We start from the raw sequence: 26,763 nt of genomic DNA on the forward strand, positions 1-26,763 counted from the left end.
GGGGCGCCCTTTCAGGGTGAAAGTGGAGATTCCGTTTGTTAAGGAGGACCCCATGAAGAAAGTCATGTCCCTGCTGTTCGTTCTGCTGATGAGCGCCAGCGTGTTGAGTGGCTGCAATACCCTCGAAGGCGCTGGTGAAGATATCGAGCAAGGTGGCGAAGCCATACAGGACGAGGCTGAATGACATCGGGCCCACGCGTAGGCGATGGAGGTAGGCCCACGAACCCTTTGCCTACTTCTATCGCTTGACGCGGCCACCACGCAAAGGATCTGCCCATGCTGTCGACCCTTCTCAAGCGACTCCCCTCGTGGGGTGCCGTGTTAGCCATGGCTGCGTGCAGCGCCAGCCCCCAGCAATCGATCAGCCGCGAGGAAGCGCCTCCCCCACCGAGGGTCGATAGCGGAAACGATCGTTGTGGTGCCCAGTCGGTTCAGGATCGCGTCGGCCGCGAATTCAGCGATGCCCTGCGAGAAGCCATCGCTGAAGAAAGCCGTGCCGAGCGCATGCGGGTGCTGCGCCCGGGGGACATGGCCACCATGGACCACCGCCCCGACCGGTTGAACATTCATCTGGATGACGACAACGTCATTGTCCGAATCGAATGTGGCTGACCGGGAATTCACCAGACCAGGCGGAGCTAGCCGAGGATAAAGATCACGCAGGCGGCGGTCATGGCGCCCATCAGGCCATTGAATACTCGCCAGGCACGAGCGCTCTTCAGCAAACGGCCGATGGCCAACCCGAAACCGGCCCACAAGGCGATGCAGGGTAGTGCCACCAGTTCGGCGAAGGCCGCCAGCAGCAAGGCATTGACCAGAGTGTCACCGCCTTGTGGCAGAAAGCCCGCCATCAGTGCCAGACCCATGACCCAGGCCTTGGGGTTGGCGAACTGAAAGGCCGCCGCCTGCCAGAAGGTCAGCGGACGCCCCTCGCCCTGCACTCGCAGGTTCGGTGGCGGGGCAGTGGCGATCTTCCAGGCCAGGTAGAGCAGATAGGCGCTACCGACGATACGCAGCAGCATCTGCACCGCCGGGTAGCGCTCGAACAGCAGCCCAAGTCCCAGAGCGATGCCGGCGAACAGTACGAAGCAGCCGCCGAGAATCCCGAGAATGTGCGGCACGGTCCGCCGGAAGCCGTAGTTGGCACCCGAGGCGGTGAGCATGACATTGTTGGGTCCGGGCGTGATGGTCATGGAGATCATGTACAGCGTTGCCGGTCCCAGGAAAGCCAATCCTTCGATCATGATTGCACCCATACAATCTTGCCTGATTCGTTTCCCTTTCGTGCAATTTTGAGCATAATGGGTACAATTTCGGCGTCAATGGATTTATTGTCACCATGACAATCTGGGTGCCCGAACTGTCCACACAGGGGCCGCGCTATCGCGCCATCGTCAATGCCATTACCGAGGCCATCCAGCGGGAGCGGCTGAAACCGGGGGAACGGCTGCCGCCCCAGCGTCGTCTGGCCGATGCCCTGGGCGTCACGGTGGGTACGGTGACCCGGGCCTATGCCGAGGCCGAGCGCCAGGGGCTGGTCGAGGCACGCGTGGGTAGCGGTACCTATGTGCAGGGCGGTGATACATCGACCGCTGTCTTCCGCCAGATCACTCTCCATGGGGACGAGGAACTCGTCGATCTCAGTCTCAGCCTACCCCCGCCACATCCGGATCGCCCCCAAGGGTTGGGCGAAGCGCTCGGCGCCATCGCGCGCGATCCGCTGGCGTTACGGCAGGTCGTGGATTACCAGCACGAGCAGGGCATGACGCGACACCGTGAGGTGTTGGCCGCCTGGATGATGCGCCTCGGCATCGCCGTCGATGCCGAGGAACTGATCATCACCCAGGGTGGGCAGCACGGTATTTTCCTGGCGCTGCAGGCATTGGCACAGCCGGGTGAGCGTATCGCCGCCAGCGCGCTCACCTATCCCGGGCTGATCTGCGCGGCCCAGCAGCTGCACCTGAAGGCCTTGCGCGTCCCCTTGGACGATGAGGGTATGGATGTCGAGGCGCTGGCTCGGCTGTGTAGCCAGCAGCCGCCGCGGCTGGTCTATGTCACGCCGGACCAGAACAACCCCACGGGCGTGTGCCTGTCGGAGTCGCGCCGGGAGCGCTTGGCCGAGCTGGCTCGCGAACATGATTTCTGGATCGTCGAGGATGGCGTGCAATACCTGCCTCCCGATGAGCGGGGCACGCCGTTGTACCGACTGGCACCGGAGCGAACGCTGTACTTGTTCAGTACCTCGAAGGTGATCGCCGGCGGGATGCGCATCGGTACCCTGCGCGTGCCGCACACGATGCGCGAGAGATTGGCCACCCTGCAACGAGCCCAGAGCTGGATGGTCCCCCCGTTGATGGCGGAGGCCGTATGCCGCTGGATCGACAGCGGCGCGGCCGAGCGCCTGCTGGCTTGGCAACTGGAGGAGATCGCCGCTCGCCAACGGCTGGCAAAGGATCGGCTGGCGACCTTCAGGCCCGGCGGTCGGCCTCACGGCTTTCATCTGTGGCTGGAACTGCCGGCAGGGCAGCGTGCCGCGGCCCTGATCGAGCAGCTCGAGCGTCAGCATGTGCGGGTCACCAGTGCCGAGCCGTTCTGTGTCGGCAGCGAGCCGGCCCCCCAGGCGATCCGCCTGTGTGTCAGCGCCGCTGCCAGCCGCGAGGCGCTGACAAGGGCTCTGGAGACGCTGGCCTCGTTGCTGGAGGCACCACCGGCCAGCCCTTGGCGAACCCTGTGACTTGCATGTGTGGTGAAGGACCCCCAGTTTAGGGGTAACCCACCTGCGAGGAGATACGCATGATCCGGGCTAACGTCTTGCACCATGGAACCCTTCACTGCTTTCCCGCCGGGCTGCGTGACGAACGCGGCCGACTGGTCAATGCCGAGGTCTCGGCGGTGGTCTACGACGGACATCGCCTGATTCTCGCCAGCGACAAGCCGATTCCGGGACCCGACCGCTCGGCGGTGTTCGCCGTGGATATCACCGAACGCGGGGTGCCCGACGATGCGACTCTCGAGTATTTCACTGCCGAGGCCATCGTGCGGGCCACCAAATACGAGGATTTCGCCCTGACCGCCGATGGTCGCCATGTGCTGGCGACCACGGGCTTCGATCGCATCGATGACGCGAGTCATGACCTCAATGCCTACAATCACCTGCTGATCTGGCCGCTGGGCGAGCCGAACCAGGTTCAGGTGGTGGATCCCGACCCGCGTGACGGCGTCGAAGGTTCGCTGGAACTGCGTGCCAAGCTCGATGGGGCGATCGGTGCCCCCTACTACAAGATCGAGGGGCTGGCAGCGATTCCCGGCGACCGGGGTGACGGCCTGTTGCTGTTCGGCGTACGCGAGCAGGGTGCCGCCCATGACGATTTCGATTACGTCTGCCGCGTGGTGGGCGCCCACTACCGGGTCAATGCCTCCGGTAACGTGGAGTTCGTCGATGAGCTGCGCAGCCTCTATCGTTTCGATCCGCAAGCATGCGAGGGGGTGCGATACGTCTGCGGGCTATCGAGCCTGGAATACGATCCCTTCAATGAGCGTCTCTACCTGCTGACCAGTTTCGAGACCGAAGACGCTGGCACCGAACATATCGGTGGCTATCTGTGGCAGGTGTCGCTGGCCGATTTCGCCGCGGGCAGGGCGCCACAGTTGGTGGCTGACGAGCGGGGGATACCGCTGGAGTTCGAGCACAAGGCCGAGGGCCTGGCGGTGCTGAGCCCCTCCCGGCTGTTCGTCGCCTACGATAACGATCGTCACCTGGGCTTGGGGGCGATCGACGAACGCGACGAACGCCATGCCTGCGAGGCCCCCTATACCCTGCTCGACATGCGTGGCTGAACGCGACGACGCTGCACCCCACGTGTGGCGCCCGTTGCCGATGGCAACCGTCATTTGTATCTGTCGCGCCACTCTTTGACGGCGACTTTTGCCTTGAGCATCTCGAGCATGTCGATCAACACCTGTTCGGTAACCCGATCGGTATGCTTGTCGACCTTGAGCCAGGCATCGAAGCCGCTATCGGCGAGACGTTCCACCAGGGCGCTGAACTCGGGTGAGCGCAGGCCCTCGACGGCTTCATGGACCAGCCGGCAGGCGATATCGCTGAGCGAGGCATCCAGGGTGTTGGCAAGCTGGTTACCCATGGGCAGGCGCTTGAGGCGCTGGATCTCGCGGCTCTCGGCCAGGGTGCGGCCGACCAGGGCACTGACATAGCGCATCAGGTCGGCACGGTTATGGGCATAGGCGCTCCCCGCCATGTCTTCCAGGCGGCGGGTGATCTCGTGGATCAATTGCTGCTTGCGCGGCATGACGACGTTGTCGGTGAGGCGCCTGGATAGTGAGTCGCTGGCACGCACCTGGTCCTGGACGCTGTCCAGCAGGCGCAGCGCGATGCGATCGGAGAGCTCCTCCATGAGGATGTCATAGTACTTGGCGTAGATGGCGTAGAGCCGCCAGCGGCGGATGTCGATCAGGCCCAGGCGCTGCAGTCGATGCAGCAGCGAGACGAGGCGCAGTACGCGCAGCAGGCGGAAGCCACCCGTGGGAATGCAGCCCAGCACATCGTACCAGTGCACGAAGGGGTAGAAGAACCAGCGGTGGTAGCGGTGTTCGGCGATGGCAATCGCCCAGCCCAGCAGGACATCGAGCACGAAGATCGCCACGAAGGTCAGGTCGATGGCGACGAAGTTGGCGTGGACATAGCGGTCATAGATACCGTGCAGACGTGGTGTCAACGCCTCGAAAGCGGCATTCAAGGGAGGAAGCAGGAACAGGCTGTCGAACAACAGCAGCGCCAGGTTGGCCACGACCAGCACGATGATCAACAGATCCCAGGCCAGGTGGACGCGCTCCAGGACCAGGCTGATCGGGCGTGGTGTCGAAGATGGCATGGCGCCTCCTTGTGCCGTCTGTCTCTAGCCTAGAGGGCGACCACCCGTTTGCCCAGGTTGTCACCCTCGAACAGCCCGATCAGGGCGCTGGGGATCGCCTCGAGGCCACCTTGCACCATATCGAGTCGCCAGTGTATCCGGCCACTGGCCACGCGCGGTGACATATCACGCAGAAACGCCTCGAAGCGGTCGCCGTAGTCGGGGGCCACGAAAGGAATCACCGCCACGCCGCGTTCACCGAGCCACGCCAGGTTGGCGGGTGCCTGACGCGGCCGTGGGGATTGGTACTGGCTGATCAACCCACAGACGATAACGCGTCCGCCCGAGCGCATGGCATCGATGGCGGCGGCGAAGGCACGCCCGCCGACATTCTCGAAGTCGAGCGTCAGGCCCTCGGGTGCGACCCTTTGCAGGTGTTCGCCGAAGTCGGGGGCACGGTGATCGAGTACCGTGTCGAAGCCGAGCCCGCGCAGCCAGGCGCGCTTGTCCTCGCGCCCGGCGCTGACGATCACCCGTGCGCCAGCCTCGCGGGCCAACTGGGCAGCGATGGAGCCCACGGCACCCGCCGCGGCGGAGACCAGCACGCAGTCCTGAGGTCGGGGCTGGCCCAGCAGTGACATACCCAGCCAGGCGGTGAAGCCGGTCATGCCCAGCGGGTGCAGCCAGGCCAGCGGCGGTTCGCCGCTGGGAGCATGGCGCAAGCCATTGCCGTCGTGGGCGAGGAGTTCCTGCATCGGCAGGTGCCCTATCGCCCAGTCGCCGGCGGCCCAGTCGGGATGACGGCTCGCCACGACCTCGGCCGCGGTGTAGCCCGACAGCACACTGCCAGGTTCCCAGCGCCGGATATAGCCGTAGCCCTGCGCTTGCATGCGCGTGCGCATGTAAGGGTCGACACTGATGAAGCGTGGACGCAACAGCAGGGCGGCGTCCGCCGCAGTCGGCGAAGCGACTTCCTCTATGGCGAAGTGCTCCGTGGTCAGGCTTCCATGCGGTCGACTGGCTAGCGTCAGGCGCTGCATGGCAGCCCGCGGGGCGTTGGCTCAGGTCGGCTCGGCGTAGTGGTGCTCGGCATAATGATGCTCGTGAGTGCGCCGGGCTTCGTCTTCGGCCTGCTTGCGCAGTTTCTTGCGCAGCGCGGCTTTCTCGAAGCGCAGTTTCTGCAGTGGCGTCTTCAGGCGCAGCGGGGGCACTTCGGCCGGATTGCCATCCGGGTCGACGGCGACCATGGTCAGGTAGCAGCTGTTGGTATGGCGAATGACCTTTTCCTGGATCGATTCGGCGATCACCTTGATGCCGATCTCCATCGACGAGCGTCCCACATGGTTCACCGAGGCGAGAAAGGTCACCAACTCGCCGACATGTATCGGTTGCTTGAACAATACTTGGTCCACCGACAGGGTGACCACGTAGCTGCCCGAATAGCGGCTGGCGCAGGCATAGGCGACTTCGTCGAGCTTCTTGAGAATGGCGCCACCATGGACCTTGCCACTGAAATTAGCCATATCGGGGGTCATCAGCACGGTCATCGTCAGTTCGTGCTGGCGGGGGAGGTCGTCGTAGGTCACGGCAGGCGTGCTCCTGAGGTGGGAAATCTTCGATCAGCATAGCGCGTTGCCCCGGGCCATGCATGGCCCGGGGCGACATTCCTGGTCAGTCACCGACCTTTAGCAGTGTCTTCAGAAATAGGTCAGGCCCAAGGCAATAATCACGCCGGTCGTGAATAGCTGGACCAGGCAGAAGCCCATGATGTCCTTGGCGTTGAGGCCGGCGATGGCCAGCACCGGCAGCGCCCAGAACGGCTGCAACAGGTTGGTCCAGGCGTCACCCCAGGCCACTGACATGGCCACGCGTGTGATGTCGACCCCCAGCGCCTCGGCGGCCGGCAGCATCACCGGCGCCTGCACCGCCCATTGGCCGCCCCCGGAGGGTACGAACAGATTGACCACCCCGGCACTGATGAACGACCAGAACGGCAGGGTTTCGGTCGAGGCAAAGGACACCAAGCCTTGCGACAGCGTCTGGGCCAGCCCCGACTCGCTCATGATCGCCATGATGCCGGCATAGAAGGGAAACTGGATGACGATGCCGGCACCGCCCTTGATGGCTTCATGCAGGCTGTCCAGTAGCCGCTGCGGGGTGCGGTGCAGCACGACGGCCAGGAACAGGAACAGGAAATTGACGATGTTCAGGTTCAGCCCCCCGGCGCGCAGCAGAAAATAGTCGAGCAGGAACACCAGGCCCGGGATGCCGACCAGCCAGGCCAGTACGTGGCTGTTTTCCAGGCGTTCGGCCGGGCGCGAGATGCCTGACGCCGGTGCCGGGGTGTCATCGAGCACCTTGGGGTCGACATACACGCTTTCCGCCTCGTCCGGCAGCATCAGGCGGTTGACCAGCGGCACGGCGACGAACAGGCATGCCACGATGGCCAGATTGAAGAACGAGAAGATGGTCGACCCGGTGCCAATCACGCCGATCTGGTCGACGGTGAAATGGCCATCGGTGGCAATGGTCAGCGGTATCGAACCGGCCATTCCGCCATGCCAGACGATGAAACCCGAGTAGGCACTGGCTATCAGCAGCCGATAGTCGACGCGAATCTGGCGTGCCAACTCCTTGGCAAACAGGGCGCCGATCACCAGGCCGAAGCCCCAGTTGATCCAGCTTGCCGCTAGGGAGACCAGGGTCACCAGCACGATGGCGCCGCCGGCGTTCTTTGCCAGCGCCGCCAGGCGTTGCAGGAGGCGTTTCACCGGCGGGGTGTTGGCGAGCATGAAGCCGGTGATCAGCACCAGCAGCATCTGCATGGAGAAGGTCAGCAGGTTCCAGAAGCCATCGCCCCAGTAGCGCATCACCGCCAACGGTGTCTGGCGTTCCACGGCGATCGCCGCCGCCGCGGCGATGACCGTGAGCAAGAGCACGAAGATATAAGGATCGGGCAAATAACGCTCGACCAATTTCACGGCGGGCCGTGACAGGAACTTGAGCATGACATTGTCGCTTTCATTGATTTAGATAGCACCAAACTAGCGCAATTACCTTGCCTTGTGCGTATCACGCCGGTCAACGTTGGGCGGTCGACAGCCAGCGGGTACGGCGATAGCGAAGATAATAGCCGCCCAGGGTCGTCGAGCGCACCAGGGTGAAGGTGGTGAAGGCCAGCCACAAACCATGGTTGCCGAGCGGCAGGGTGAGCCACCATACCGGCAGGTAGGTCGCCAGGCCGACGAAGATGCTGTTGCGCATCTCGCGAGTGGCGGTGGCACCGATGAAGACGCCATCCAGCAGGTAGCTCCATACCGCAATCAAAGGCATTGCGACCATCCACGGCAAGTAGCTGGCGGCGGTAGCGCGCACCTCGGGCAGGTCGGTCAGCAACGCGATCAGGGCATTGCCGCCGAGGGCGAAGACCAGGGCAGCGGCACCCGCGGTCAGCAGCGAGAAGCGTGTCGCGGCACCCACCGCGGTGGCGAACTCGTCCCACTGGCGACGTCCCACACAGCGGCCCGTCAACGCCTCGGCGGCATGGGCGAAGCCGTCCAGGGCATAGGATGTCAGCATGATGAACTGCAGCAGCACGGCATTGGCGGCCAATACGGTATCGCCCAGGCTGGCGCCTTGGGCGGTGAAGAAGGCCATGGCGAACAACAGCCCCAGGGTGCGTGTGAAGAGATGTGCATTGACCTGGAAGAGTTCGCCATAGGCGGCGACCTTGAGAATCCGCTCGCGCAGGAAGCGGCCTTCCAGCTGTTTGAGTTGGCGGACTACCAACCATAGCCCGAAGGCCAGTGCCGTGTAATCGGCGATCACCGTGGCCCAGGCCACGCCGTCGCTGGTCATGCCCAGCCCGATCACGAAGATCAGGTCGAGAACGATATTGACACTGTTGGTGAGCACCAGGATGGCCAGCGTCACGCGTGAATTCTGCTGGCCGAGAAACCAGCCGAGAATGGTGTAGTTGGCCAGTACCGCGGGCGCCGAGAGGATGCGGATCCGTGCATATTCCCCCGCCAGTTGGGTGGCGATCTCGCTGCCGTCGAGCAGCCACAATCCGATGGCGATCAGTGGCCGCGAGAGCAGGATCAGCAGGGTACCGATGACGACAGCCATCAGCAGTGACTGGCCAAGCAGATTGCGCACTTCGGTGTCGTTCTCGCGGCCTACCGCCTGGGAGGTCAGCCCGGTAGTGCCCATGCGCAGGAAACCGAAGCCCCAGTAGAGGAAGCTGAACAGCGTCGCCCCCAGCGTCACCGCCGCCAGATAGCGTGAGTCCGGCAGATGGCCCACTACCGCGGTATCGACCAGCCCCAGCAACGGCACGGTGACGTTCGACAGGATGATCGGCCAGGCCAGCAGCCAGATACGGCGGTCAGCGGTAAGGGAGGGTGAAGACAAGCGACTTCCTTTGCGATCACGACAAAGTTGGTCGGGCAGAATACCGCTGTCAGAAGAAACAGGACAGCCCCGCTACGGCGAGGCTGTCCTGAGCATGCGGAAGGAGGGCTTAGAAAAGATAGCCAACGCTGGCCGAGAGCAGGTCGATCGTGAAATCTTCGCCGCTGTCGCTGAGGTCGTAGCGCTCATACTCGCCGCGGACCATCACTCGGCTGATCACGTATTCGGCGCCTACGCCATAGAAGGGATCGGTGCCATCGGCGTTTCCCCTGGCTTGAAAAGTTGTTGTCCCATTTTCTCTGACGGTACCTGAAACCTCGCCATCCCAGGCAAGCAGGCCCACCTTGGCATGGATGCCGAAGCCCGCCGCGATGGGCAACCGACCCAGCAGGGCAAAGCCAAAGCCATCTGCACTTGCATCGATGTTGGCAGTCACCGTGTCGCTACCGTCCATGACGGAGGCGTCGGCAGTGAAGTCGCCGAAGTCGAGATAGCTGGCTTCCAAGGCAAAATTGGGGCTGAAATCATAGCCGACAAATAGCTTGTAGCCGGTATCGCTATCATCGGTGTTGAAACCGATGTCACTCAACTCATCCAAAGTATCATTATCCAGCGTGGACTGCCCGATACCGGCACCCAGGTAGAGCCCCGTATTGGGGTCTTGCTGGTAGCCCTGGGCCAGAGCGGAAGTGCTGACCAGCGTGGTCAAAATGGCGGTGGTGGTGATAAGACGTTTCATCCTGCGCTCCCCTGCTGGGTAGGACGGTTTGGCCTGTGGAATCGAGTGGTCCGTTGGCCGAGCCTTCCCTTAGAGTAAATTAATGTAAAGAAATGTTTCAATTCATATTCTATGAGCTGATTTTACTGAGCGCCAGCAATTTGTCTGGGTGGTTCAGTGCAAGGGGGATGCAGTCATAAGGGTGTGAGGATGGTACAGAGGTAACAAAGAGGGAGAGTGTCAGTGTGAGAGCGGGATACCGCTCGAGGGAGGTGCCCAGAGAGGCCGGTGTCGATGCTGTTGTGCCGATCGGCTCGTGTCTGGCGAACTGGCTCGACGCGCTTCTGGCGCGTGAGTCGTCGTACTGGCAGGGGAGGAGTCGCTGTTATGTGGCGCCCCGCGCTCGGCAGGGCGTTCGATGTGGGATTTCGGGGTTGGCGCAGGCTCAGGCGACGGTGATGATGTGGTACTTCTCCATCAGCTGGTCGCGGGTTTCCTCATGCTCGGGATCTAGCGGAATGCAGTCCACCGGGCAGACCTGCTGGCACTGGGGCTCGTCATAGTGGCCGACACACTCGGTACACAGGTTGGGGTCGATCACGTAGATCTCTTCCCCGGGCGAAATGGCGCCGTTGGGGCATTCGGGTTCGCAGACGTCGCAGTTGATGCACTCGTCGGTGATCATCAGGGCCATAAGGCTACCTCAATGCTTCCTGAGCCTAATACTTTAGCGCGGCACTCAGGTATTGTAATGCCTGTCGAGCGCTTCGGCGACCTTGGGGTGCACGTGCTGAGAGATGTCTCCCCCCAGCCGGGCGATCTCGCGCACGATAGTGGAAGACACATAGGAGTTTTCGAGCGACGGGGTCAGGAAAAGGCTCTCCACATGTGGGGCCTGGGCACGGTTCATGTTGGCGAGCTGCAGCTCGTACTCGAAGTCGGAAACCGCGCGCAGGCCACGCAGGATAATGCGCGCCCCCTGCTGTTCGAGCAACTCGATGAGCAGACAGGAGAATCCGGTGACCTCGACATTATCCAGCGGCGCCACGACCTCGCGTGCCAATGCCACCCGAGTGTCGAGGCCCAGTGCCGGCTGCTTGCCGGGACTGGCGGCGATCGCCACCACGACCTTGTCGAACATCCGTGTCGCGCGCTCGATCAGGTCATAGTGACCATTGGTGATAGGGTCGAAAGTACCGGGATAGACCACGATGTTCATGAGGCTTCCTGTGTATCGTCAATCGTTGACGGAACCGAAAGGGTTGTCGACGGCCAGCGATACTGGCTGGGCATAGCCGGGAATCCGGATGCGTTCGGCACTGATCTCGAGCTCGGTGCCTTCCAGCACGCCTTCGCCGAAGCGATAGAGTGCCTGGAAATGCCCCTCGTCGGTCTGGCGCTCATAGGCGCTGGAGGCCTCGAGAGTTGCCGCTTGACGGGCTTTCCAGGCATCGATGGCCGCCTGGCCGTGTCGCTTGATCAGCAGCCGCTCGGTCACTTTCGGCGACAGTACCAGAGCGGTGGCGTTGTTGCCGCCGAACCCCTTGGCATTGATGAAGGCGGCATCGGCGTCGAAGGCTTCGGGAGTGCGCGAGAAATGCAGGCGCTCGGCATAAACGTCCTCAGCCACGGCGTCCAGGGTCGGGATGCCCGGTAGAAGACCATGAGCGAAGCTGCCCAGGGCGCTGGCCAGCTGATCGCCGGCGGCGCTGCCTTGCGAGTGGCCGACGAAAGCCTTGACCGCCACTACCGGCCAGGCTTCGATTCCGTAAGCGCGGGCGATCAGGTCGAAGACATGGGATTCCGTCACTCGGTTCTTGGGGGTGCTGGTGCCATGGGCATGAAGGAAGGTGCGTTGCCTGAGCGCCTCGTCACCGAGAATCTCGCGGGCCAATGCCACCGCCTTGCCGAGGGTGATGTAGTTGCCGATGCCGGGGGCCGAGATCGAGCGCTTCCAGCCGTCGGCATTGGTGAATACACCGGGAACGGCACCGAGGACCTGGGCCCCGGTTTCCAGTGCCAGGGCATCGTCCATCAACAGCAGGAACTGGCTGGCTTCGGCAATGGTGAAGCCGCAATTGCGCGCGAAGGGGCGGCAGGCGCGCTGGTAGTCGACATCGGTCAGCAGGGTCAGGGCATCCAGGACCTTGAGGCTTTCGTCATCGGCCAGTGCCCCCATGGCACGGAATCCCTCGATGATCTCGGGGGTGATCGGTGCATCGGAAGTCCCCACCATGACCACACGGCGGCGGCCGCTGGCAATGTCCTCGATAGCCAGGCGCAGGTTGTAGAGGAAAGTGGCACAGGCGCCCTGGACGGCGCCGGTGGCACCGACGCTGCCCAGTACATAGGCATTCAGAAAGTCGGCAGGCATCTGGCCGTAGCCAAGCGGCATCTGCTTGGAGGTGGCGCGATTGCCGGAAACGAAGCTCTTGAGCAGGCCGCCCCAGCCTTCGTCATCGAGCTGGCCGATCGAGTTGCCGGCATAGACGGCGATGGCATCCGGATCGAGACGATCACGCAGGGCACCCCAGTCGAGACCGCTCTGTCCCAGGCAGTCCGAGGCACCGAAGATGGCCATCGACAACCCGCGAGGATGATGCACGCTACGGTAGAACCGGCTGGGCTCGAAGCCACTGGGAAGCTGACCGGCGGCACGCACCAGGGCCGGACGGCGTTCGGGCAGCATGACCTCGAATGAGCCCGCCGGCACCGTCACTTCCAGGGTGTTGCGGTCGATTTCGCGAACTTGCCAGGTCTCGGGCAGGTCATCGGGAAGCTGGCGGCGACGTACTCGAAAGGTATGCGGCGAATCGAACGACAGCTGTGCCTGGCGGTTGGCGGGGATGCCGTCGGCGTTGAAGCGAGGATCTTCAATGCGGCGGATCAGGGTGTGGTCGAGCACTTGCTGGCGGTAGCGTGCCGCGAGTTCCGCGGCATCGAGAATCGTCCCGCTGGCGTCTCGCCAGTGGCCATCGTCATGGTGCCTGGCCAGGCGCATCATCGCTGCCAGCCCGACCACGGTGCGAGTCTGGTCGTCCTTGTGCAAGGCATCGAGTACCGTACGACGATACGCTTGATGGCCCGAGGTTCTGCCGGCGGCATTGACCCCGCCCATGCCGACAATCACCGGTAACTGTGACAAGCCGCGTTCCTCGTTGTGCTGTTGACGAGTCATAATTTCCATTGAGTGTCGCGATGATAGCACCGGCGCTAGTGTGGCGTCATGCGAGCCTTACCGAACAGTGGGCGTCGAAATGTGGAAAACTTCGTCAAACGAATGTTTGATGAGCGCTAGTGTTGAAGGTATGATGAAACGGCTGTTTGAGTCATACGAGTTGGTATTGGCGCATCCTCCCGGATGCGCCATTTTTTTGAAGCGCGCTCCACTTTTTTCAGGCCAGCGGGCCTCCCGGCCGATAGGGACTGGTAACATGGGTGTTTTCGCCAATCCGGATGACTGCGTTTTCGCCCATGCAAGCTGTTTCCCGCGCCATTGCCACCAACCAGGCCGGTCCTCATGAAGATCTGGCGCGGCGTGTCAGTCGTGCGCTGCAGCACCCTTTGCGCAAGCCGATCGCCGACCATACCCATCAGGCCTTCGAGGTGGCCCACCGTTGGCTGGAGGGTCGGGCGGCGCCCTTGATTCTTGATGCCGGTTGTGGGGTGGGCTTGTCGACGCGTGCCTTGGCGCGGCGTCATCCCGGCCATGCGGTCATCGGCGTCGATCGCAGTGCCGATCGCTTGTCCCGCGATCATGGCGCGTTGCCTGACAATGCCCTGCTGGTGCGAGCCGATCTGGTGGACTTCTGGCGCCTGGCGTTGCGGGCCGGCTGGCGGCCCGCGCAGCATTACCTGCTTTATCCCAATCCCTATCCCAAGGCGGCACATCTCAAGATGCGTTGGCACGGCCATCCGGTGTTTCCGGCGATCCTGGCCTTGGGAGGCGGGATCGAGTTGCGCTCCAATTGGCGACTGTACGTCGAGGAGTTCTGCCTGGCCCTGGGCCAGGTCTCCGGCATCGCTGCCGAGGTGGAGCGCCATGTACCCGAGGGTGACTATCTGACACCCTTCGAGCGCAAGTATCATCTGAGCGGCCAGGCGCTATGGCGATGTCACGCCAGCTTGCCTTATGCTCCCGACCTGTTGCCGCTCTCCTGAGCGCGTGTCGCCTGACATTCGACGGTCAAAGGATATCTTCATGGTCTATCTCTACCTGGGGCTGGCGATCGTCGCCGAAGTGATCGCTACCAGTGCCCTCAAGGCTTCCCACGAGTTCACCCGGTTGTGGCCCAGCGTGCTAGTGGTTGTCGGCTATGCCACGGCGTTCTACATGCTCACGCTGGCGTTGCGCACGCTGCCGGTGGGGATCGCCTACGCTTTCTGGGCGGGGCTGGGCATCGTATTGATCACGCTCATCGGGATGCTGGTCTATGGCGAGACGCCTGACTTGCCTGCCATTGTGGGGCTGGCCATGATCATTGGCGGTGTGGTCGTGATCCAGGTGTTTTCCAAGGTTTCCGCGCATTAGGATGTCGGGGTCGCCACCTTATTTACCTCGTCTTGTGTTTCAGGGATGACATATGTTGCGTTTGTTGACCTTCCTGTTTTGTCTGTTACCTCTCGGTGCCTTGGGTGCCGGTTTCTCCCAGCTGTCCCGTCTCGCCGACCAGGGCTTTGTCATCGGTGCCCAGGCGCGTCTGCTGGATGACGGCGAGGTACTGGGAGAGATCGGCCCCGACCGTCAGCTATCGCCGGCTTCCGTGTCCAAGCTGTATGTCGCGGCCGCGGCCCTCAAGCGTTGGGGGCCGCAGCATACCTTTACCACGCGGCTGGTGTCGGTCGGTGAGGTCGACAGTGCTGGCATTCTGCAGGGTGATCTGGTGATGGAGGGGGGCGGCGATCCGGCGCTGGCCTCGGAGGATCTGTGGCGCCTGGTTCAGGAGCTGCGCCAACGCGGCATACAAGGCATCAACGGCCAACTGGTGGTCAGCCAATGGCGCTTCGGACCGGTGGAGTGCATTACCACCGATCGTTGCGAGTCACTCTCTCGTTCAGCGAATACCTATAGTGCGCAGCTCTCCTCGGCGGGGGTCAACTTCGGCAGTTGGTGCATGAATGTGGCGCCCGGGTCAGAGCCGGGAGAAGCTGCACACCTGTCGAGCTGTGATACCGTGGAGCCTATCACCGAGGTCGAGAATGGTGTGTCGACTGTCGCTGCCGGTGGGAGCACCGCCCTCGATGCCGAGCGAGTGACCAACGGTCATGGCGATGTCATGGTATTTCGTGGCGCGATCGCACAAGAGACGTCGCTTCGCACAGTCTATCGCTCGAGCTCCGACCCGGCGATCCAGAGCGCCCGGATTCTGTTGTCGCTGCTCGAGCAGGCGGGTGTCAGCGTAAGCGGCGGCTATACCACCAGCATCACTCAACCGCCGCCGAGCGCCCGCCAATTGGCTGCCGTGGACAGCAAGCCCTTGCAGGAGCTGCTGCTGCGCACCCTCAACTATTCCAATAACTTCATGGCCGATGTGCTGAGCCTCGATCTGGTGGAAACGCCGAGGGCATCGCTGAGCGAAGCCGGAGCGGTGCTCGAGAGCGTCGCCCAGGAACTGCCGGGCCATGGTCCCCTGCGCTTGCTCAGTGGCAGTGGCCTGACCACCGAGAACCGGACTTCCGCGCTTGGAGTCAATGCCTTGCTGGAGCACATGTATCACCAGCCGTCATTGTTTCCCAGCTTCGTTGCCGGCCTGCAATCGCCGTCCAATGGCGTGATGCGTTTCATCCGCCGTGGGGGCCGCATCTTCCAGGATCATGTCATGCTCAAGACCGGCACCCTCAACCAGCCGATCTCGGTGCGTTCGGTGGGCGGCTATTTCCGCACCCAGAGCGGTCGCTGGGGGGTGTTCTCGGTGCTGGTCAATGGCAACGGCAGCACGCCCTATCTGAGTTGGTCGCAGGTACTGGATCCCTTGGCGGAGGATCTCGAGGCGATGATCGTGTCGCGCTGAGTGGACTAGCGGCGCGGGTCGATCAACACCCGCCCATGCAGTTTGCCGGTGAGCATCGTCTCGGCCCGTTCCTCGATCTGCGCGAGGCTGATCTCGTCGACCGCCATGCGCTCGAACAAGCCGTTCGGCAGGGCGGACAATCGTTGCCAGGCGGCCCGTCGGCGGTCGAAAGGGATCATCACGCTATCGGTACCGAGCAGCGACACGCCGCGCAGGATAAAGGGCATGACCGTGGTGGACAGAGCGGTGCCGCCGGCCAGGCCCACGGCAGCGACACGGCCATCGTAGTCCATCTGCGCCAGGACGTTGGCCAGGGTGCGTCCCCCCACGGTGTCGATGGCACCAGCCCAGCGGCCCTTCTCCAGGGGCCGCGGTTCTGCCTCGTAATCGGCCCGGTCGTGTATTGCATGGGCACCCAAGGCCTTGAGCCAGGCGCGTTGTTCCGTCTTGCCGGTCACTGCGTGCACCTCATAGCCAAGATGATGCAGGATCGATACCGCCCAGCTTCCCACGCCCCCGCTGGCGCCGGTCACCAGCACCCTGGCACCGGGCGCTATCCTGGCCTCTTCCAGACGGACCACGCACAGCATGGCGGTGAGGCCGGCGGTGCCCAGCAGCATTGCCTTGCGAGTCGAGAGCGGCCCGGGGCAGGGGACCAGCCACTCGGCATCGACGTTCATGGTCTCGGCATAGCCGCCCCAGTAGCGCTCGCCGACACCCCAGCCGGTGAGGATGACCCTGTCGCCGGAGGCGTACTGTTCATGATGGGATTCGCGCACGGTGCCGGCGAAATCGATGCCCGGCACGAAGGGGTAGTCGCGTACGATCTTGCCCTTGCCGGTGACGGCCAGGGCGTCCTTGTAGTTGAGGTCGGAATAGTCGATATCGACACTCACCGCGCGGTGCGGCAGGTCGCTGGGAGCGAGATCGGCGATACGGCAGCGTGGCGCCTCGTCATGCAGCATGAGAGCACGGGGCATGATGAAATCCTCCTGACGGTATCGTTATGCAACCCTAGCCCTCTCGGCGTGGCCTCGCCAACGTAACGTGCCTCCCGGCCAGGGGTTTTTTGGTAATATCGGCCACTTGGCGAGGCCAATAACCGATAAGGGCAACGTGATGAAACCTGGTCATACCGGATGGCGCCATCTGGTGCATGCGGCACATTACTCCTTCAAGGGCCTGCGTGCGGCTTACCGCAACGAATCGGCGTTTCGACAGGAAGTCGGGGTATGCCTGGTATTGTTGCCCCTCGCCATCTGGCTTGGCCGGACCCCGGTGGAATGGATCCTGCTGGTCGGCAGCTGCCTGCTGGTGCTGATCGTCGAACTGCTCAACAGCGCCATCGAGAACGTGGTCGATCGTATCGGCTCCGAGCATCACGAGCTCTCGGGACGGGCCAAGGACATCGGCTCGGCGGCGGTGATGCTGGCCTTGCTGATTCCCGGGATCACCTGGGGGGTGTTGGCTTGGCAGCGCTTCTTCGCCTGAGGTCGGTCACCGGGGTGCCGAACCTCGCCCCCCTTCGCTATGCTGGTGCCATGACCGTTGTTTTTGACTGCCCTGTCAGCCACGTGAGATGCCCATGGTCCTATCCGATGATTTTCTGCCGTTGACCGACATCCCCGAGCCGCTGCGAGCGTCACTGGGCAAGACCCAGCAGCGCCTGTGGGAGGCCTTGGACCAGGCCGATAACCTGGCATCGCTGCAGGAGCTCGACCCACCCAGCGAAAGCTGGGCGGCCTTGTCACCGGCACGTCGGGAGCAGCTTGCTCGAGTCCTGGCGATTTCCGAGTTCGCCGCCGAGACGCTGGTGCGGTATCCCGCTTGGCTGCCGCGCCTGGATGCCAACGGTGAGCTGGACGCCGCGCCGGATGCCGAAACGCTCGACCAGTGGCTCGCCGAGGCGCTGGAAAACGCCGATGACGAGGCCGCCATGCAGGCGGTCATTCGTCGCTTCCGGCGGGCACGGATGCTGGGCATCGTGTGGCGCGACCTGACCCGGCCCGAGGAAACCGACATGTGGCAGACCGCTGCCAGCGTCTCGCGTCTGGCCGAGGTGTGTCTGGAAGGCGCGCTGAGCTGGCTGGAAGCGCATTTCGCTCCACGTTGGGGATGGCCGGCCCCATGTGCGGATGGTAACCCCCAGCGTCTGGTGGTATTGGGAATGGGCAAGCTGGGCGCCGGGGAGCTCAATCTGTCGTCGGACATCGACCTCATCTTCGCCTTCCCCGAGAAGGGCGTGACCCAGGGTGGCAAACGCGAGTTCGATCATCACGAGTACTTCACCAAGCTCGGCCAGAAACTGATCAGCGCGCTCGATGCGATGACCGCCGACGGCTTCGTGTTCCGTGTCGACATGCGCCTGCGTCCGCTGGGGGATGGCGGCCCGCTGGTGGGCAGCTTCGCCATGCTGTCGAGCTACTATCAGGACCAGGGCCGTGAGTGGGAACGCTATGCCATGCTCAAGGCCAGGCCCGTCGCCGGCGATCAGGAAGGCGGGGCCGAGCTGCTGGCCAGCCTGCGTCCCTTCGTCTACCGCAAGTACCTGGATTTCGGCGCCATCGAATCGCTGCGCGAGATGAAGGGCCTGATCAATCGCGAAGTGAAGCGCAAGGGCATGGACGACAACATCAAGCTGGGCAGCGGCGGGATCCGCGAAGTGGAATTCGTGGTCCAGGCCTTCCAGTTGATTCGCGGTGGGCGCGATACCGAGCTGCAGGTCACCTCGCTGAAGACCGCGCTCGAACGCCTGCCGGCGCTGGCGCTGCTACCCCAGGAAGTGGTCGACGAGCTGTTGCCGGATTACGTCTTCCTGCGCGACCTGGAACATGCCCTGCAGGCGCTGGAGGACCGCCAGACCCAGACGCTGCCCGTAAACGCCCTCGACCGCGAGCGAGTGGCCCTGGCACTGAACATGGAGGACTGGCCGGCGGTGATGGCGCGTCTGGAAGAAGTGCGTGAGCGGGTACGCGACCATTTCGATGCGGTCATCGCCGACCCGGAAGACGAGCTCGATGCCTCGGAGGACGGCACGGCCAACCAGACCGGTGGCGACACTGTCTCTCTCGATGAGTGGCGTGCACTGTGGCGTGGTGAACTGGAGCACGGAGAGCAGGAGGATGAAGCCTGCGACCTGCTGGCGAACGCCGGTTTCGCCATGCCCGACACGTCGGCCCGGCGGCTGCATGGGCTGCGCCAGTCGCGTCAGGTCCAGAGCATGCAGCGGATCGGCTACGAGCGGCTGGATGCGCTGATGCCCATGCTGCTGGCCGCCGTCGCCGATAGCGAAGCCCCGGATACTGTACTCGAACGGGTCTTGCCGCTGATCGAGTCGGTACTGCGACGTACCGCCTATCTGGCCCTGCTACGCGAGAATCCCGATGCGCTCGAGCACCTGATGCGGCTATGTGGCGCCAGCCCCTGGATCGCCGAACAACTGGCGCGCTATCCGATCCTGCTCGATGAACTGCTGACGCCGGCCTCTCTGTATTCACCGGCCGACAAGGCGCGACTGGCCGACGAGCTGCGCCAAGCGCTGGGGCGCATCCCCGAGGATGACGAAGAAGCCCAACTCGAGACGCTACGGGTGTTCAAGCATGCCCAGGTACTGCATGTGGCGGCCTCCGATATCGCCGGGGCCCGTCCCTTGATGAAGGTCAGCGACTACCTGACCTTCATTGCCGAGGTGGTGCTCGAGCAGGTGCTGGCCATGGCCTGGAAGCACCTGGTACGCAAGCACGGCTATCCCCAGCGTCGCGACGACGAGACGGAGAACACGCATTTCATCGTCGTCGGTTACGGCAAGCTGGGCGGCATCGAGCTGGGCTATGGCTCGGACCTGGACCTGGTATTCATTCACGATGCCGACTCCCAAGGCACGACCGATGGCGAGCGTCCCATCGACAATGCGGTGTTCTTCACCCGCCTGGGGCAGCGCATCATCCACCTGCTGACCGCGGTGACCCCGGCCGGGGCGTTGTACGAAGTCGACATGCGCCTGCGGCCCTCGGGGAATTCGGGGCTGTTGGTCACTACCCTGGAAGCCTTCGCCGACTACCAGCGTCACCAGGCCTGGACGTGGGAGCATCAGGCGTTGGTGAGGGCGCGCGTGGTCGCCGGTGACCCGGGGCTCGCCGAGCGCTTTGCCGAGGTCCGGCGCGAGATACTGGGCTGTGCGCGCGATCGCGATGCACTACGCGACGAGGTGGTCAAGATGCGTCACAAGATGCGCGAGCATCTGGGCAGCAGCCCGGCGGCGCAGAAGCAAGGCCGCTTCGATATCAAGCAGGATGCCGGCGGCATGGTCGATATCGAGTTCCTGTGCCAGTATGCGGTGCTTGCCATGGGCCATGAGGCTCCCGAGCTATTGGCGTGGAGCGACAATATTCGTATTCTGGAGACATTGGAGTCCAGCGAGCGTTTGCCCGCCAGTGATTGCCGCCGTTTGCGCGAGGCCTATCTGGCCTACCGCGATGCCACCCACCGTGCGGCATTGACCAAGCAGGAAGCCCACAGTGAAGACGACGCCTTCGAGGAGCATCGGCGTCATGTGCGTGAGCTGTGGATGCGGCTACTGGAACCCTCGGCCTGAGAGGCGAGGCGCTTGCCAGGCTTCGAGATTCTTTCCTGTCACCGCCAGCGACCCGGCGTGCGGCAACACAACATATGCATGATCGTTAAGTAAAGAAGGAAGACCCTTATGTCGATGGCTGACCGCGACGGCCTCATCTGGTTCGATGGCGAACTGCTTCCCTGGCGTGACGCCAAGGTCCATGTCCTGACCCATACCCTGCACTACGGCATGGGCTGTTTCGAGGGCGTGCGCGCCTACGATACCGCGCGGGGCACGGCGATCTTCCGCCTCAAGGAGCATACCGACCGACTGTTCGATTCGGCCAAGATCCTGGGCATGCCGATGCCCTTCAGCAAGGCGCAGATCAATGACGCCTGCTGTGCCGCGGTGCGCGAAAACGACCTCGACGAGGCCTATCTGCGCCCGATGGTGTTCTTCGGCAGTGAAGGCATGGGCCTGCGCGCCGACAACCTCCAGACCCATGTGATCGTCGCCGCCTGGGAGTGGCCGTCGTACATGTCGCCGGAAGCCCGTGAACTGGGGATCAAGGTGCAGACCTCGTCGTTCACCCGCCATCACGTCAACATCGCCGTGACCCGCGCCAAGGCCAACGGCCAGTACATCAACTCGATGATGGCGCTGGCCGAGGCCCAGCGGGGCGGTTACGACGAGGCGCTGCTGCTCGATCCACAGGGCTACGCCGCGGAAGGCTCCGGCGAGAACCTGTTCGTGGTCAAGGACGGTATCATCTATACCCCGATGCTGACCTCGTGCCTCAACGGCATCACCCGCAACACCGTCCTGCACATGGCCGACCACCTGGGGCTGGAACTGCGTGAGAAGCTGATCACCCGTGACGAGATCTACGTCGCCGACGAGGCTTTCTTCACCGGTACCGCCGCCGAGGTCCTGCCGATCCGCGAACTCGACGGTCGCACCATCGGCGAAGGGCGTCGCGGCCCGCTCACCGAGAAGGTCCAGTCGCTGTACTTCGACCTGGTGCGCGGCAAGCAGGTGTTGAATGCCGAATGGCTGACACCGGTGGCGTGAGGTAGTCCACCAAAAAGGCTGCAGAAAACATCAAGCGCCCTGCCTGTGATCAACAGGCGGGGCGCTTTGCATATGTCTGCTGTATGGCAATTTTCCGCGTGGAATATCGACATGCTGGTCTCACATCATGTCTTTTTTCAATGGCTTGCATGGCCTTTAAAACTCATGAATGCGATCTGCCGGTTCGGCTACAGGACAGATAAAAAGGAAAATAGCCACATTGGTCATTTCTCCTCTATGGGCGCGTTGCGAGGTATCGAGGGCTGGCACTAAGCTCCGTATACCCTGACATGCCAAGTGGCAGATCAGAAAAGGCAACTACTAAAACAAAGCGGGTGACAATATGTTCTACAAAACAGCGCTAGCGACCAGTGTCATGATGCTTACTGCCGGCCTTTCCCAGGCAGAAGAGACCTATCGAATCGGCATAACCCAGAACAATGTCGGCGTCGACAGCTACCAGACGACCTATGAAAGTGCCTTCAAAAATGCCGCGGATGAAATAGAAAATGTCGACGTCATTGTGCTCGATGCTGGCGGTGACGTGGCACGCCAGATCGGTCAGGTTCGCAACCTTGTCCAGCAGAAGGTCGATGCCATCATCATCTGGCCAACCAATGGTCAGGCAGTCATTCCCGCCATTCGCCAGGCTCACAAAGCGGGCATTCCTGTCGTGGTAACCAACTCTAAGATCGCCGAAGCCGGGCTGGATTTCATCGCGGCCTTCTCGGGTCCCGACAATGTGCAGCAGGGGGCTTCCTCGGCCGAGATGATGTGCGATGCTCTGGGTGGTGAAGGACAGATCGTCCAGATCGCTGGCCAACCTGGCTATACCACGGCCATGGAGCGTGCCCAGGGCTTCGAGGAACAGTTGGCAGCAACATGTCCGGGGGTTGCGATCGTGGAAACCCAGCCCGCTGACTGGAATCGTGAAAAAGCCCAACGGGTCATGGAGAATTTCCTGACTAAGTATAACGATATCGATGGTGTCTATTCGGGTGATGACAACATGGGTGTTGGCGCTTTGAATGCGGCCAAGAGTGCTGGAAGGGCAAGTGACATTATCTTCATCGGTGCAACAAATTTTGCTGTGGGCTACGAAGCAATTCAGCGTGGAGAGTACTATGGCTCCATCTACCAGTCCCCCGTAGATGACGCCGAGGCGGCACTACAGACGGCACTCGATGTCCTGGCTGGGGAAGATGTGCCAAAGATGAATTTCTTCGAAACGCCGAAGATCACTGCAGAAAACCTGGATAAGTTTGAAAAGCCAGTCTTTTGATACTGTGAAATGCACGTCATTCAAGGTGGTATCAACTAAGTTTTATGTGGCTTTCATTGCCTCCGAGTCAGATGAATTGAAATCCAATTGTCCGGTGCGGAGGCGGCTACCTCGACAGACCTAGAATCATGACTCATGGCAGTGCAACAACAGTTGTAAGTCCTGAGCTCGATAGATCAGGAAGAATAACCGTTCGTTGTGCCGACAGCATAATGACCTTCAGAGAAAGGTGACACCCATACAGGTGAGTAACATGGCCTCTGTAGAACAAAGCAAACAAGGTTTCATGTTGGGCAGGATAAAAAAGTCGGATCTTCTGGGATTTCTTTCAGCCCAAGGTATTCTGATCTTTTTTCTGCTGTGCATGATTGCATTCTCATTCTTTTCCGAACAGTTTCTTTCGCAGTCGAATATTATGACGGTAGTTCGACAGGCATCGATCATCGGTATCATTGCTGTCGGTGTTAGCGTAGTGATCATCGGCGGTAATCTGGACCTATCGGTAGGGTCGATGCTTTCCTTTTCTACCGTGCTGGTCGTCGATCTGCATGACAAGATCGGACCAACGAATGCGATCATCCTGATGTTCGTCCTGACGCTGCTGCTCGGGGCCGTCAATGGCCTCCTGATCGGCTTCATGAAACTGAATTCCCTGATCGTCACCTTGGCCATGCTGTCGGCCATTCAAGGCATCATCTTGATCTACAGCGGCGGACAGAATGTCGATATTTCCAATCAGGATGCGACTTGGTTTTCCTTCTTCGGTCGAGGCTATGTGGCAGGTATCGCCTTCCCGGTGATCCTCTTCGGCCTGCTGGCCATCGTGGTGCAGGTCGTCATGTCTTTTACCGGCTACGGAAGGCGCATCTTCGCCATCGGCGGCAATCCCGTGGCGGCGGTCTATTCGGGGATCCGCAAGAATTGGTGCGTGTTCAGCACCTATCTGATCTCGGCCTTCTGCGTTGCCTGCGCCGCCCTGGTACTCGGCTCGCGCGTCATGGGCTCCCAGAACAATGTCGGCCAGGGCTACGAGCTGCTCGTGCTGGCCGGCATCATCCTCGGTGGCACGAGTCTGCTGGGCGGCGCCGGGAGCATCTGGAAGACAGTCATCGGGGTGCTGATCCTCGGCTTCATCCAGAATGGCCTGCTACTGCTCGGCTACCCCTACTACACCCAGTGGCTGGTGACCTGGGTGATCATCATCCTGGCGGTCTGGCTGGACCTGGCCAACAAGCGCAAGCGCCTGTTCACTAGCCACTCCTGACAATGGTGGACACCATGATTAATATGCAGAAATTCCTGAGGAGTGGTGCCGTCATCCAGCCGATCTGGCTGTTTGTCATCGCCATCACCATCTTCTTCAGCTTCATGTCGGAATACTTCCTGTCGCTCGGCAACCTCACCGATATCCTGGTTCAGACCTCGACCATCGGGCTGATTGCGCTGGGCATGACCTATGTGATGATCAACGGCAATATCGATCTTTCCGTGGGGGCGACGCTGGGACTGGCGGCTTCCCTGTCGGTGGGCCTGCAACCTCATGGGCTGACCATCGCCATTCTCGCCGCGCTTGCCGCCGGTCTGGTGCTGGGGGCGATCAACGGCTTGCTCGTCTGGAAGACCGGGGTCAACGCTTTCATCGTCACCCTGGGGGCCATGATCGGCGTGCGGGGACTCCTCTTCGTCTACACCGAAGAGCAGTCCTTCTACGCCAGCAATTTCGCGTTCTCGGACTTCGGCGCCAGCACCATCGGCCCGATTCCGGTGCTGGCCATCATCTTCCTGCTCTGTACGCTGGTGATGCACTTGGTGTTGAAGAAGACGGGCCATGGTCGCAACACCTTCGCCGTGGGTGGTAATCCCGAGGCGGCGGTGGATGCCGGGATCCGGATCGGTCGCCACATGATGATCAATTTCATCATCGTGGGCTTCTTCGCGGCGCTTGCCGGTGTTCTGCTGGCCACCCAGATGGGCGCGGCGACGCCGAACCTGGGCCGGGATTATGAGCTCTGGACCATCACTGCCGTGGTGCTCGGTGGCACCAAGCTGACCGGTGGCTACGGCAGCATCACCGGGACCTTGGGCGGAGTGCTGGCGATCGGCATCCTCCGCAACGGCATGAACATGATGCAGGTGCCGGCCTTCTATGTGCTGGTGATCCTGGGCGTGATCCTGATCTCCGTTCTGATCATCGATCAGCAGATCACGCTCAAGTCTTCCAAGGGGGTCCGGGTATGAACGCTTTCGATTTGAAATCGCCCATTCTTTCCCTGGTGGAAATCACCAAGAAGTTTCCGGGCGTGATTGCTCTCAACAAGGTCAACTTCGATGTCCGGGCTGGTGAAGTGCATGCCCTGCTGGGCGAGAACGGCGCGGGAAAATCCACGCTGATGAAGGTGCTCGCCGGCAAGCACCAGCCCAACGGCGGCAAGATCATCCTGGGTGGGGAGGAGCAGGTCTTCGAGAATCCCAAGCAGGCGAAGAAGAGCGGCATCGTGCTGATCCACCAGGAGCAGTCTCTGGTGCCGGGGTTGTCGGTTGCCGAGAACATCTTCCTAGGAAGCCTACCGAAGAAATGGGGCAACCGTGTCGATTGGAAGACGCTTCATGCAGAGAGTACGAAGATTCTGCAGCGGCTGAAGTGCAGCTTCTCTTCCCGCGACTTGGTGAGCGGTCTCTCCATCGCCAAGAAGCAGATGGTCGAAATCGCCCGGGCCCTGGTCTTTACCCCCAAGGTGGTAGTCTTCGACGAGCCGACGGCTTCGCTGACCGATCATGAGAAACCAGTGCTCTACGACATCATCAACACCCTGCGCGAGCAGGGCGTGGCCATTGTCTACATCTCGCATCGCATGGACGAGATATTCCACCTCTCGCAGCGCATCTCGGTGCTGCGGGACGGTGAGTACAACGGCACGCTGGACACCGTCGACACCAACGAGGACGAAGTCACAAGGCTGATGATCGGTCGTAGTCTCGAGCTCGATCACGCCAGCAAGCCGAAGGAGTTCGGCGAGAACATGCTCGAGGTGCGCCATCTTACCGTCGATGGCGTGTTCGAGGATGTCAGCTTCCATGTCCGCAAGGGCGAGATCGTCGGCATGTATGGTCTGGTCGGGGCGGGTCGATCCGAGGTGGCGGAGACGCTGTTCGGTCTCAGGCGTCCCTCGGCCGGAGACATTCTTCTGGAAGGCAAGGTTGAGCACATCACCTCGTCACACGAGGCGGTCGCCCGGGGAATCGCATTGGTGCCGGAGGACCGCAAGGATCAGGGCCTGATCCTGGGAATGAACTGTCGCGACAACATGACGCTGGCGGGTCTAAGAACCGTCTCGTCCATGGGCTTCATGAGGGCCGGCACCGAGAAGGCCGTCTATGACAAATACCAGCAGGCGATGAAGATCAAGACGCCTGGCTGGCGCCAGAAGGTCGGCAACCTCAGTGGCGGCAACCAGCAGAAGATCGTCATCGGCAAGTGGCTGCACACCCATCCCAAGCTACTGATCCTGGACGAACCGACCCGCGGCATCGATGTGGGCTCCAAGGCCGAGATCCATGCGCTGATCAAGGAGCTGGCCAGGTCCGGCTATGCGGTGCTGGTGATCTCCTCGGATATGCCGGAAGTACTGGGCGTCAGCAACCGCATCATCGCGATGTATGACGGCAAGGTGACAGCCGAGTTCGACGGCGATTCGGTGACCGAGGACGCCCTGGTCCAGGCCATCACCGGCCAGTATGTCAGCGGTTCCAGCGAGCCCGAGCACCAGGCCACGGCTTGACATCGCGGTGCGGCGTGCCTGGCGAGTCACCGCTCGCCGGCCCCGTCGCCCCCACCCCCTCACGCA

At 62.0% G+C, this 26,763-nt stretch carries 25 protein-coding genes; 14 read left to right on the forward strand and 11 right to left on the reverse strand.

Annotated elements, in window-relative coordinates; translation table 11 throughout:
- The first annotated feature begins 52 nt into the window (after positions 1 to 52).
- Entirely contained in the window at positions 53 to 184 is a 132-nt protein-coding gene (locus tag ACFOEV_RS06700) for an entericidin A/B family lipoprotein (RefSeq protein WP_386772364.1), read from the forward strand.
- 92 nt (positions 185 to 276) lie between these two features.
- Positions 277 to 612 carry an I78 family peptidase inhibitor gene (locus tag ACFOEV_RS06705; RefSeq protein ID WP_386772365.1) on the forward strand — a complete coding sequence of 112 codons (336 nt, stop codon included), beginning with the start codon at positions 277 to 279 and terminating at the stop codon, positions 610 to 612.
- Between the two features lie 26 nt (positions 613 to 638).
- On the opposite strand, the gene ACFOEV_RS06710 is transcribed toward ACFOEV_RS06705, so the two are convergent.
- Positions 639 to 1,244, reverse strand: coding sequence for a LysE family translocator (locus ACFOEV_RS06710; protein ID WP_386772366.1), 606 nt, complete (start codon positions 1,242 to 1,244; stop codon positions 639 to 641).
- 95 nt (positions 1,245 to 1,339) lie between these two features.
- Here ACFOEV_RS06710 and ACFOEV_RS06715 point away from each other — a divergent pair, with 95 nt between their 5' ends.
- Together ACFOEV_RS06715 and ACFOEV_RS06720 are read left to right on the forward strand one after the other, a co-directional pair.
- Entirely contained in the window at positions 1,340 to 2,734 is a 1,395-nt protein-coding gene (locus ACFOEV_RS06715; RefSeq protein ID WP_386772367.1) for an aminotransferase-like domain-containing protein, read from the forward strand.
- Between the two features lie 59 nt (positions 2,735 to 2,793).
- The gene (locus ACFOEV_RS06720) at positions 2,794 to 3,837 is read left to right on the forward strand and encodes a hypothetical protein (RefSeq protein ID WP_386772368.1); all 1,044 of its coding nucleotides are present in this window, start codon (positions 2,794 to 2,796) and stop codon (positions 3,835 to 3,837) included.
- A 50-nt stretch (positions 3,838 to 3,887) separates the two neighbouring features.
- On the opposite strand, the gene ACFOEV_RS06725 is transcribed toward ACFOEV_RS06720, so the two are convergent.
- From ACFOEV_RS06725 to ACFOEV_RS06765, 9 genes are all read right to left on the reverse strand, one after another.
- Entirely contained in the window at positions 3,888 to 4,889 is a 1,002-nt protein-coding gene (locus ACFOEV_RS06725; protein ID WP_386772369.1) for an ion transporter, read from the reverse strand.
- A 29-nt stretch (positions 4,890 to 4,918) separates the two neighbouring features.
- Positions 4,919 to 5,908, reverse strand: a complete 990-nt coding sequence (locus ACFOEV_RS06730) for a zinc-binding dehydrogenase (protein WP_386772370.1) — start codon at positions 5,906 to 5,908, stop codon at positions 4,919 to 4,921.
- Positions 5,909 to 5,929: 21 nt separating this feature from the next.
- On the reverse strand, positions 5,930 to 6,415 hold the full coding sequence (locus tag ACFOEV_RS06735; RefSeq protein ID WP_386772435.1) for an acyl-CoA thioesterase: 486 nt from the start codon (positions 6,413 to 6,415) through the stop codon (positions 5,930 to 5,932).
- A gap of 150 nt (positions 6,416 to 6,565) precedes the next feature.
- Entirely contained in the window at positions 6,566 to 7,876 is a 1,311-nt protein-coding gene (locus ACFOEV_RS06740; RefSeq protein WP_386772371.1) for a short-chain fatty acid transporter, read from the reverse strand.
- 73 nt (positions 7,877 to 7,949) lie between these two features.
- A complete protein-coding gene (locus ACFOEV_RS06745) occupies positions 7,950 to 9,281 on the reverse strand; it encodes an MATE family efflux transporter (protein WP_386772372.1) in 1,332 nt (443 codons plus the stop codon).
- Between the two features lie 109 nt (positions 9,282 to 9,390).
- Positions 9,391 to 10,020 carry an outer membrane beta-barrel protein gene (locus tag ACFOEV_RS06750; RefSeq protein WP_386772373.1) on the reverse strand — a complete coding sequence of 210 codons (630 nt, stop codon included), beginning with the start codon at positions 10,018 to 10,020 and terminating at the stop codon, positions 9,391 to 9,393.
- 424 nt (positions 10,021 to 10,444) lie between these two features.
- Positions 10,445 to 10,693 carry a YfhL family 4Fe-4S dicluster ferredoxin gene (locus tag ACFOEV_RS06755; RefSeq protein WP_386772374.1) on the reverse strand — a complete coding sequence of 83 codons (249 nt, stop codon included), beginning with the start codon at positions 10,691 to 10,693 and terminating at the stop codon, positions 10,445 to 10,447.
- Positions 10,694 to 10,738: 45 nt separating this feature from the next.
- Positions 10,739 to 11,218, reverse strand: coding sequence for a pantetheine-phosphate adenylyltransferase (gene coaD, locus ACFOEV_RS06760; protein WP_386772375.1), 480 nt, complete (start codon positions 11,216 to 11,218; stop codon positions 10,739 to 10,741).
- An 18-nt stretch (positions 11,219 to 11,236) separates the two neighbouring features.
- A complete protein-coding gene (locus ACFOEV_RS06765; protein WP_386772436.1) occupies positions 11,237 to 13,117 on the reverse strand; it encodes a beta-ketoacyl synthase in 1,881 nt (626 codons plus the stop codon).
- Positions 13,118 to 13,473: 356 nt separating this feature from the next.
- Between ACFOEV_RS06765 and trmB the strand changes: the two genes are divergently transcribed.
- Genes trmB through dacB form a run of 3 tightly spaced genes read left to right on the forward strand, consistent with a single transcriptional unit; the run spans position 13,474 to position 16,010 of the window.
- Positions 13,474 to 14,160, forward strand: coding sequence for a tRNA (guanine(46)-N(7))-methyltransferase TrmB (gene trmB, locus ACFOEV_RS06770; protein ID WP_386772376.1), 687 nt, complete (start codon positions 13,474 to 13,476; stop codon positions 14,158 to 14,160).
- Between the two features lie 40 nt (positions 14,161 to 14,200).
- Complete coding sequence (locus ACFOEV_RS06775; RefSeq protein WP_386772377.1) at positions 14,201 to 14,530, forward strand: DMT family transporter; 330 nt, start codon at positions 14,201 to 14,203, stop codon at positions 14,528 to 14,530.
- Between the two features lie 52 nt (positions 14,531 to 14,582).
- A complete protein-coding gene (gene dacB, locus ACFOEV_RS06780) occupies positions 14,583 to 16,010 on the forward strand; it encodes a D-alanyl-D-alanine carboxypeptidase/D-alanyl-D-alanine endopeptidase (protein WP_386772378.1) in 1,428 nt (475 codons plus the stop codon).
- Positions 16,011 to 16,015: 5 nt separating this feature from the next.
- On the opposite strand, the gene ACFOEV_RS06785 is transcribed toward dacB, so the two are convergent.
- Complete coding sequence (locus tag ACFOEV_RS06785; RefSeq protein ID WP_386772379.1) at positions 16,016 to 16,990, reverse strand: MDR family oxidoreductase; 975 nt, start codon at positions 16,988 to 16,990, stop codon at positions 16,016 to 16,018.
- Between the two features lie 139 nt (positions 16,991 to 17,129).
- On the opposite strand from ACFOEV_RS06785, the gene ACFOEV_RS06790 reads away from it, so the two are divergent.
- From ACFOEV_RS06790 to ACFOEV_RS06820, 7 genes are all read left to right on the forward strand, one after another.
- Positions 17,130 to 17,501, forward strand: coding sequence for a diacylglycerol kinase (locus ACFOEV_RS06790; protein WP_386772380.1), 372 nt, complete (start codon positions 17,130 to 17,132; stop codon positions 17,499 to 17,501).
- A 94-nt stretch (positions 17,502 to 17,595) separates the two neighbouring features.
- A complete protein-coding gene (gene glnE, locus ACFOEV_RS06795) occupies positions 17,596 to 20,604 on the forward strand; it encodes a bifunctional [glutamate--ammonia ligase]-adenylyl-L-tyrosine phosphorylase/[glutamate--ammonia-ligase] adenylyltransferase (RefSeq protein WP_386772381.1) in 3,009 nt (1,002 codons plus the stop codon).
- Positions 20,605 to 20,712: 108 nt separating this feature from the next.
- A complete protein-coding gene (locus tag ACFOEV_RS06800) occupies positions 20,713 to 21,636 on the forward strand; it encodes a branched-chain amino acid transaminase (protein ID WP_386772382.1) in 924 nt (307 codons plus the stop codon).
- Between the two features lie 343 nt (positions 21,637 to 21,979).
- Complete coding sequence (locus ACFOEV_RS06805) at positions 21,980 to 22,918, forward strand: sugar ABC transporter substrate-binding protein (protein WP_386772383.1); 939 nt, start codon at positions 21,980 to 21,982, stop codon at positions 22,916 to 22,918.
- A gap of 253 nt (positions 22,919 to 23,171) precedes the next feature.
- Positions 23,172 to 24,182 (forward strand): ABC transporter permease, encoded by a 1,011-nt coding sequence (locus ACFOEV_RS06810; RefSeq protein ID WP_386772437.1) that lies wholly within the window; start codon positions 23,172 to 23,174, stop codon positions 24,180 to 24,182.
- Positions 24,183 to 24,196: 14 nt separating this feature from the next.
- The gene (locus ACFOEV_RS06815) at positions 24,197 to 25,156 is read left to right on the forward strand and encodes an ABC transporter permease (protein ID WP_386772384.1); all 960 of its coding nucleotides are present in this window, start codon (positions 24,197 to 24,199) and stop codon (positions 25,154 to 25,156) included.
- Positions 25,153 to 26,697: a sugar ABC transporter ATP-binding protein gene (locus ACFOEV_RS06820; protein ID WP_386772385.1), complete on the forward strand. Its 1,545-nt coding sequence runs from the start codon at positions 25,153 to 25,155 to the stop codon at positions 26,695 to 26,697. Before ACFOEV_RS06815 ends, ACFOEV_RS06820 begins: the two co-directional genes overlap by 4 nt.
- Positions 26,698 to 26,763 lie beyond the last annotated feature (66 nt).

The sequence above is a fragment of the Litchfieldella rifensis genome (assembly GCF_042646605.1).
In the GTDB taxonomy this organism is placed as follows: Bacteria; Pseudomonadota; Gammaproteobacteria; order Pseudomonadales; family Halomonadaceae; genus Litchfieldella; species Litchfieldella rifensis.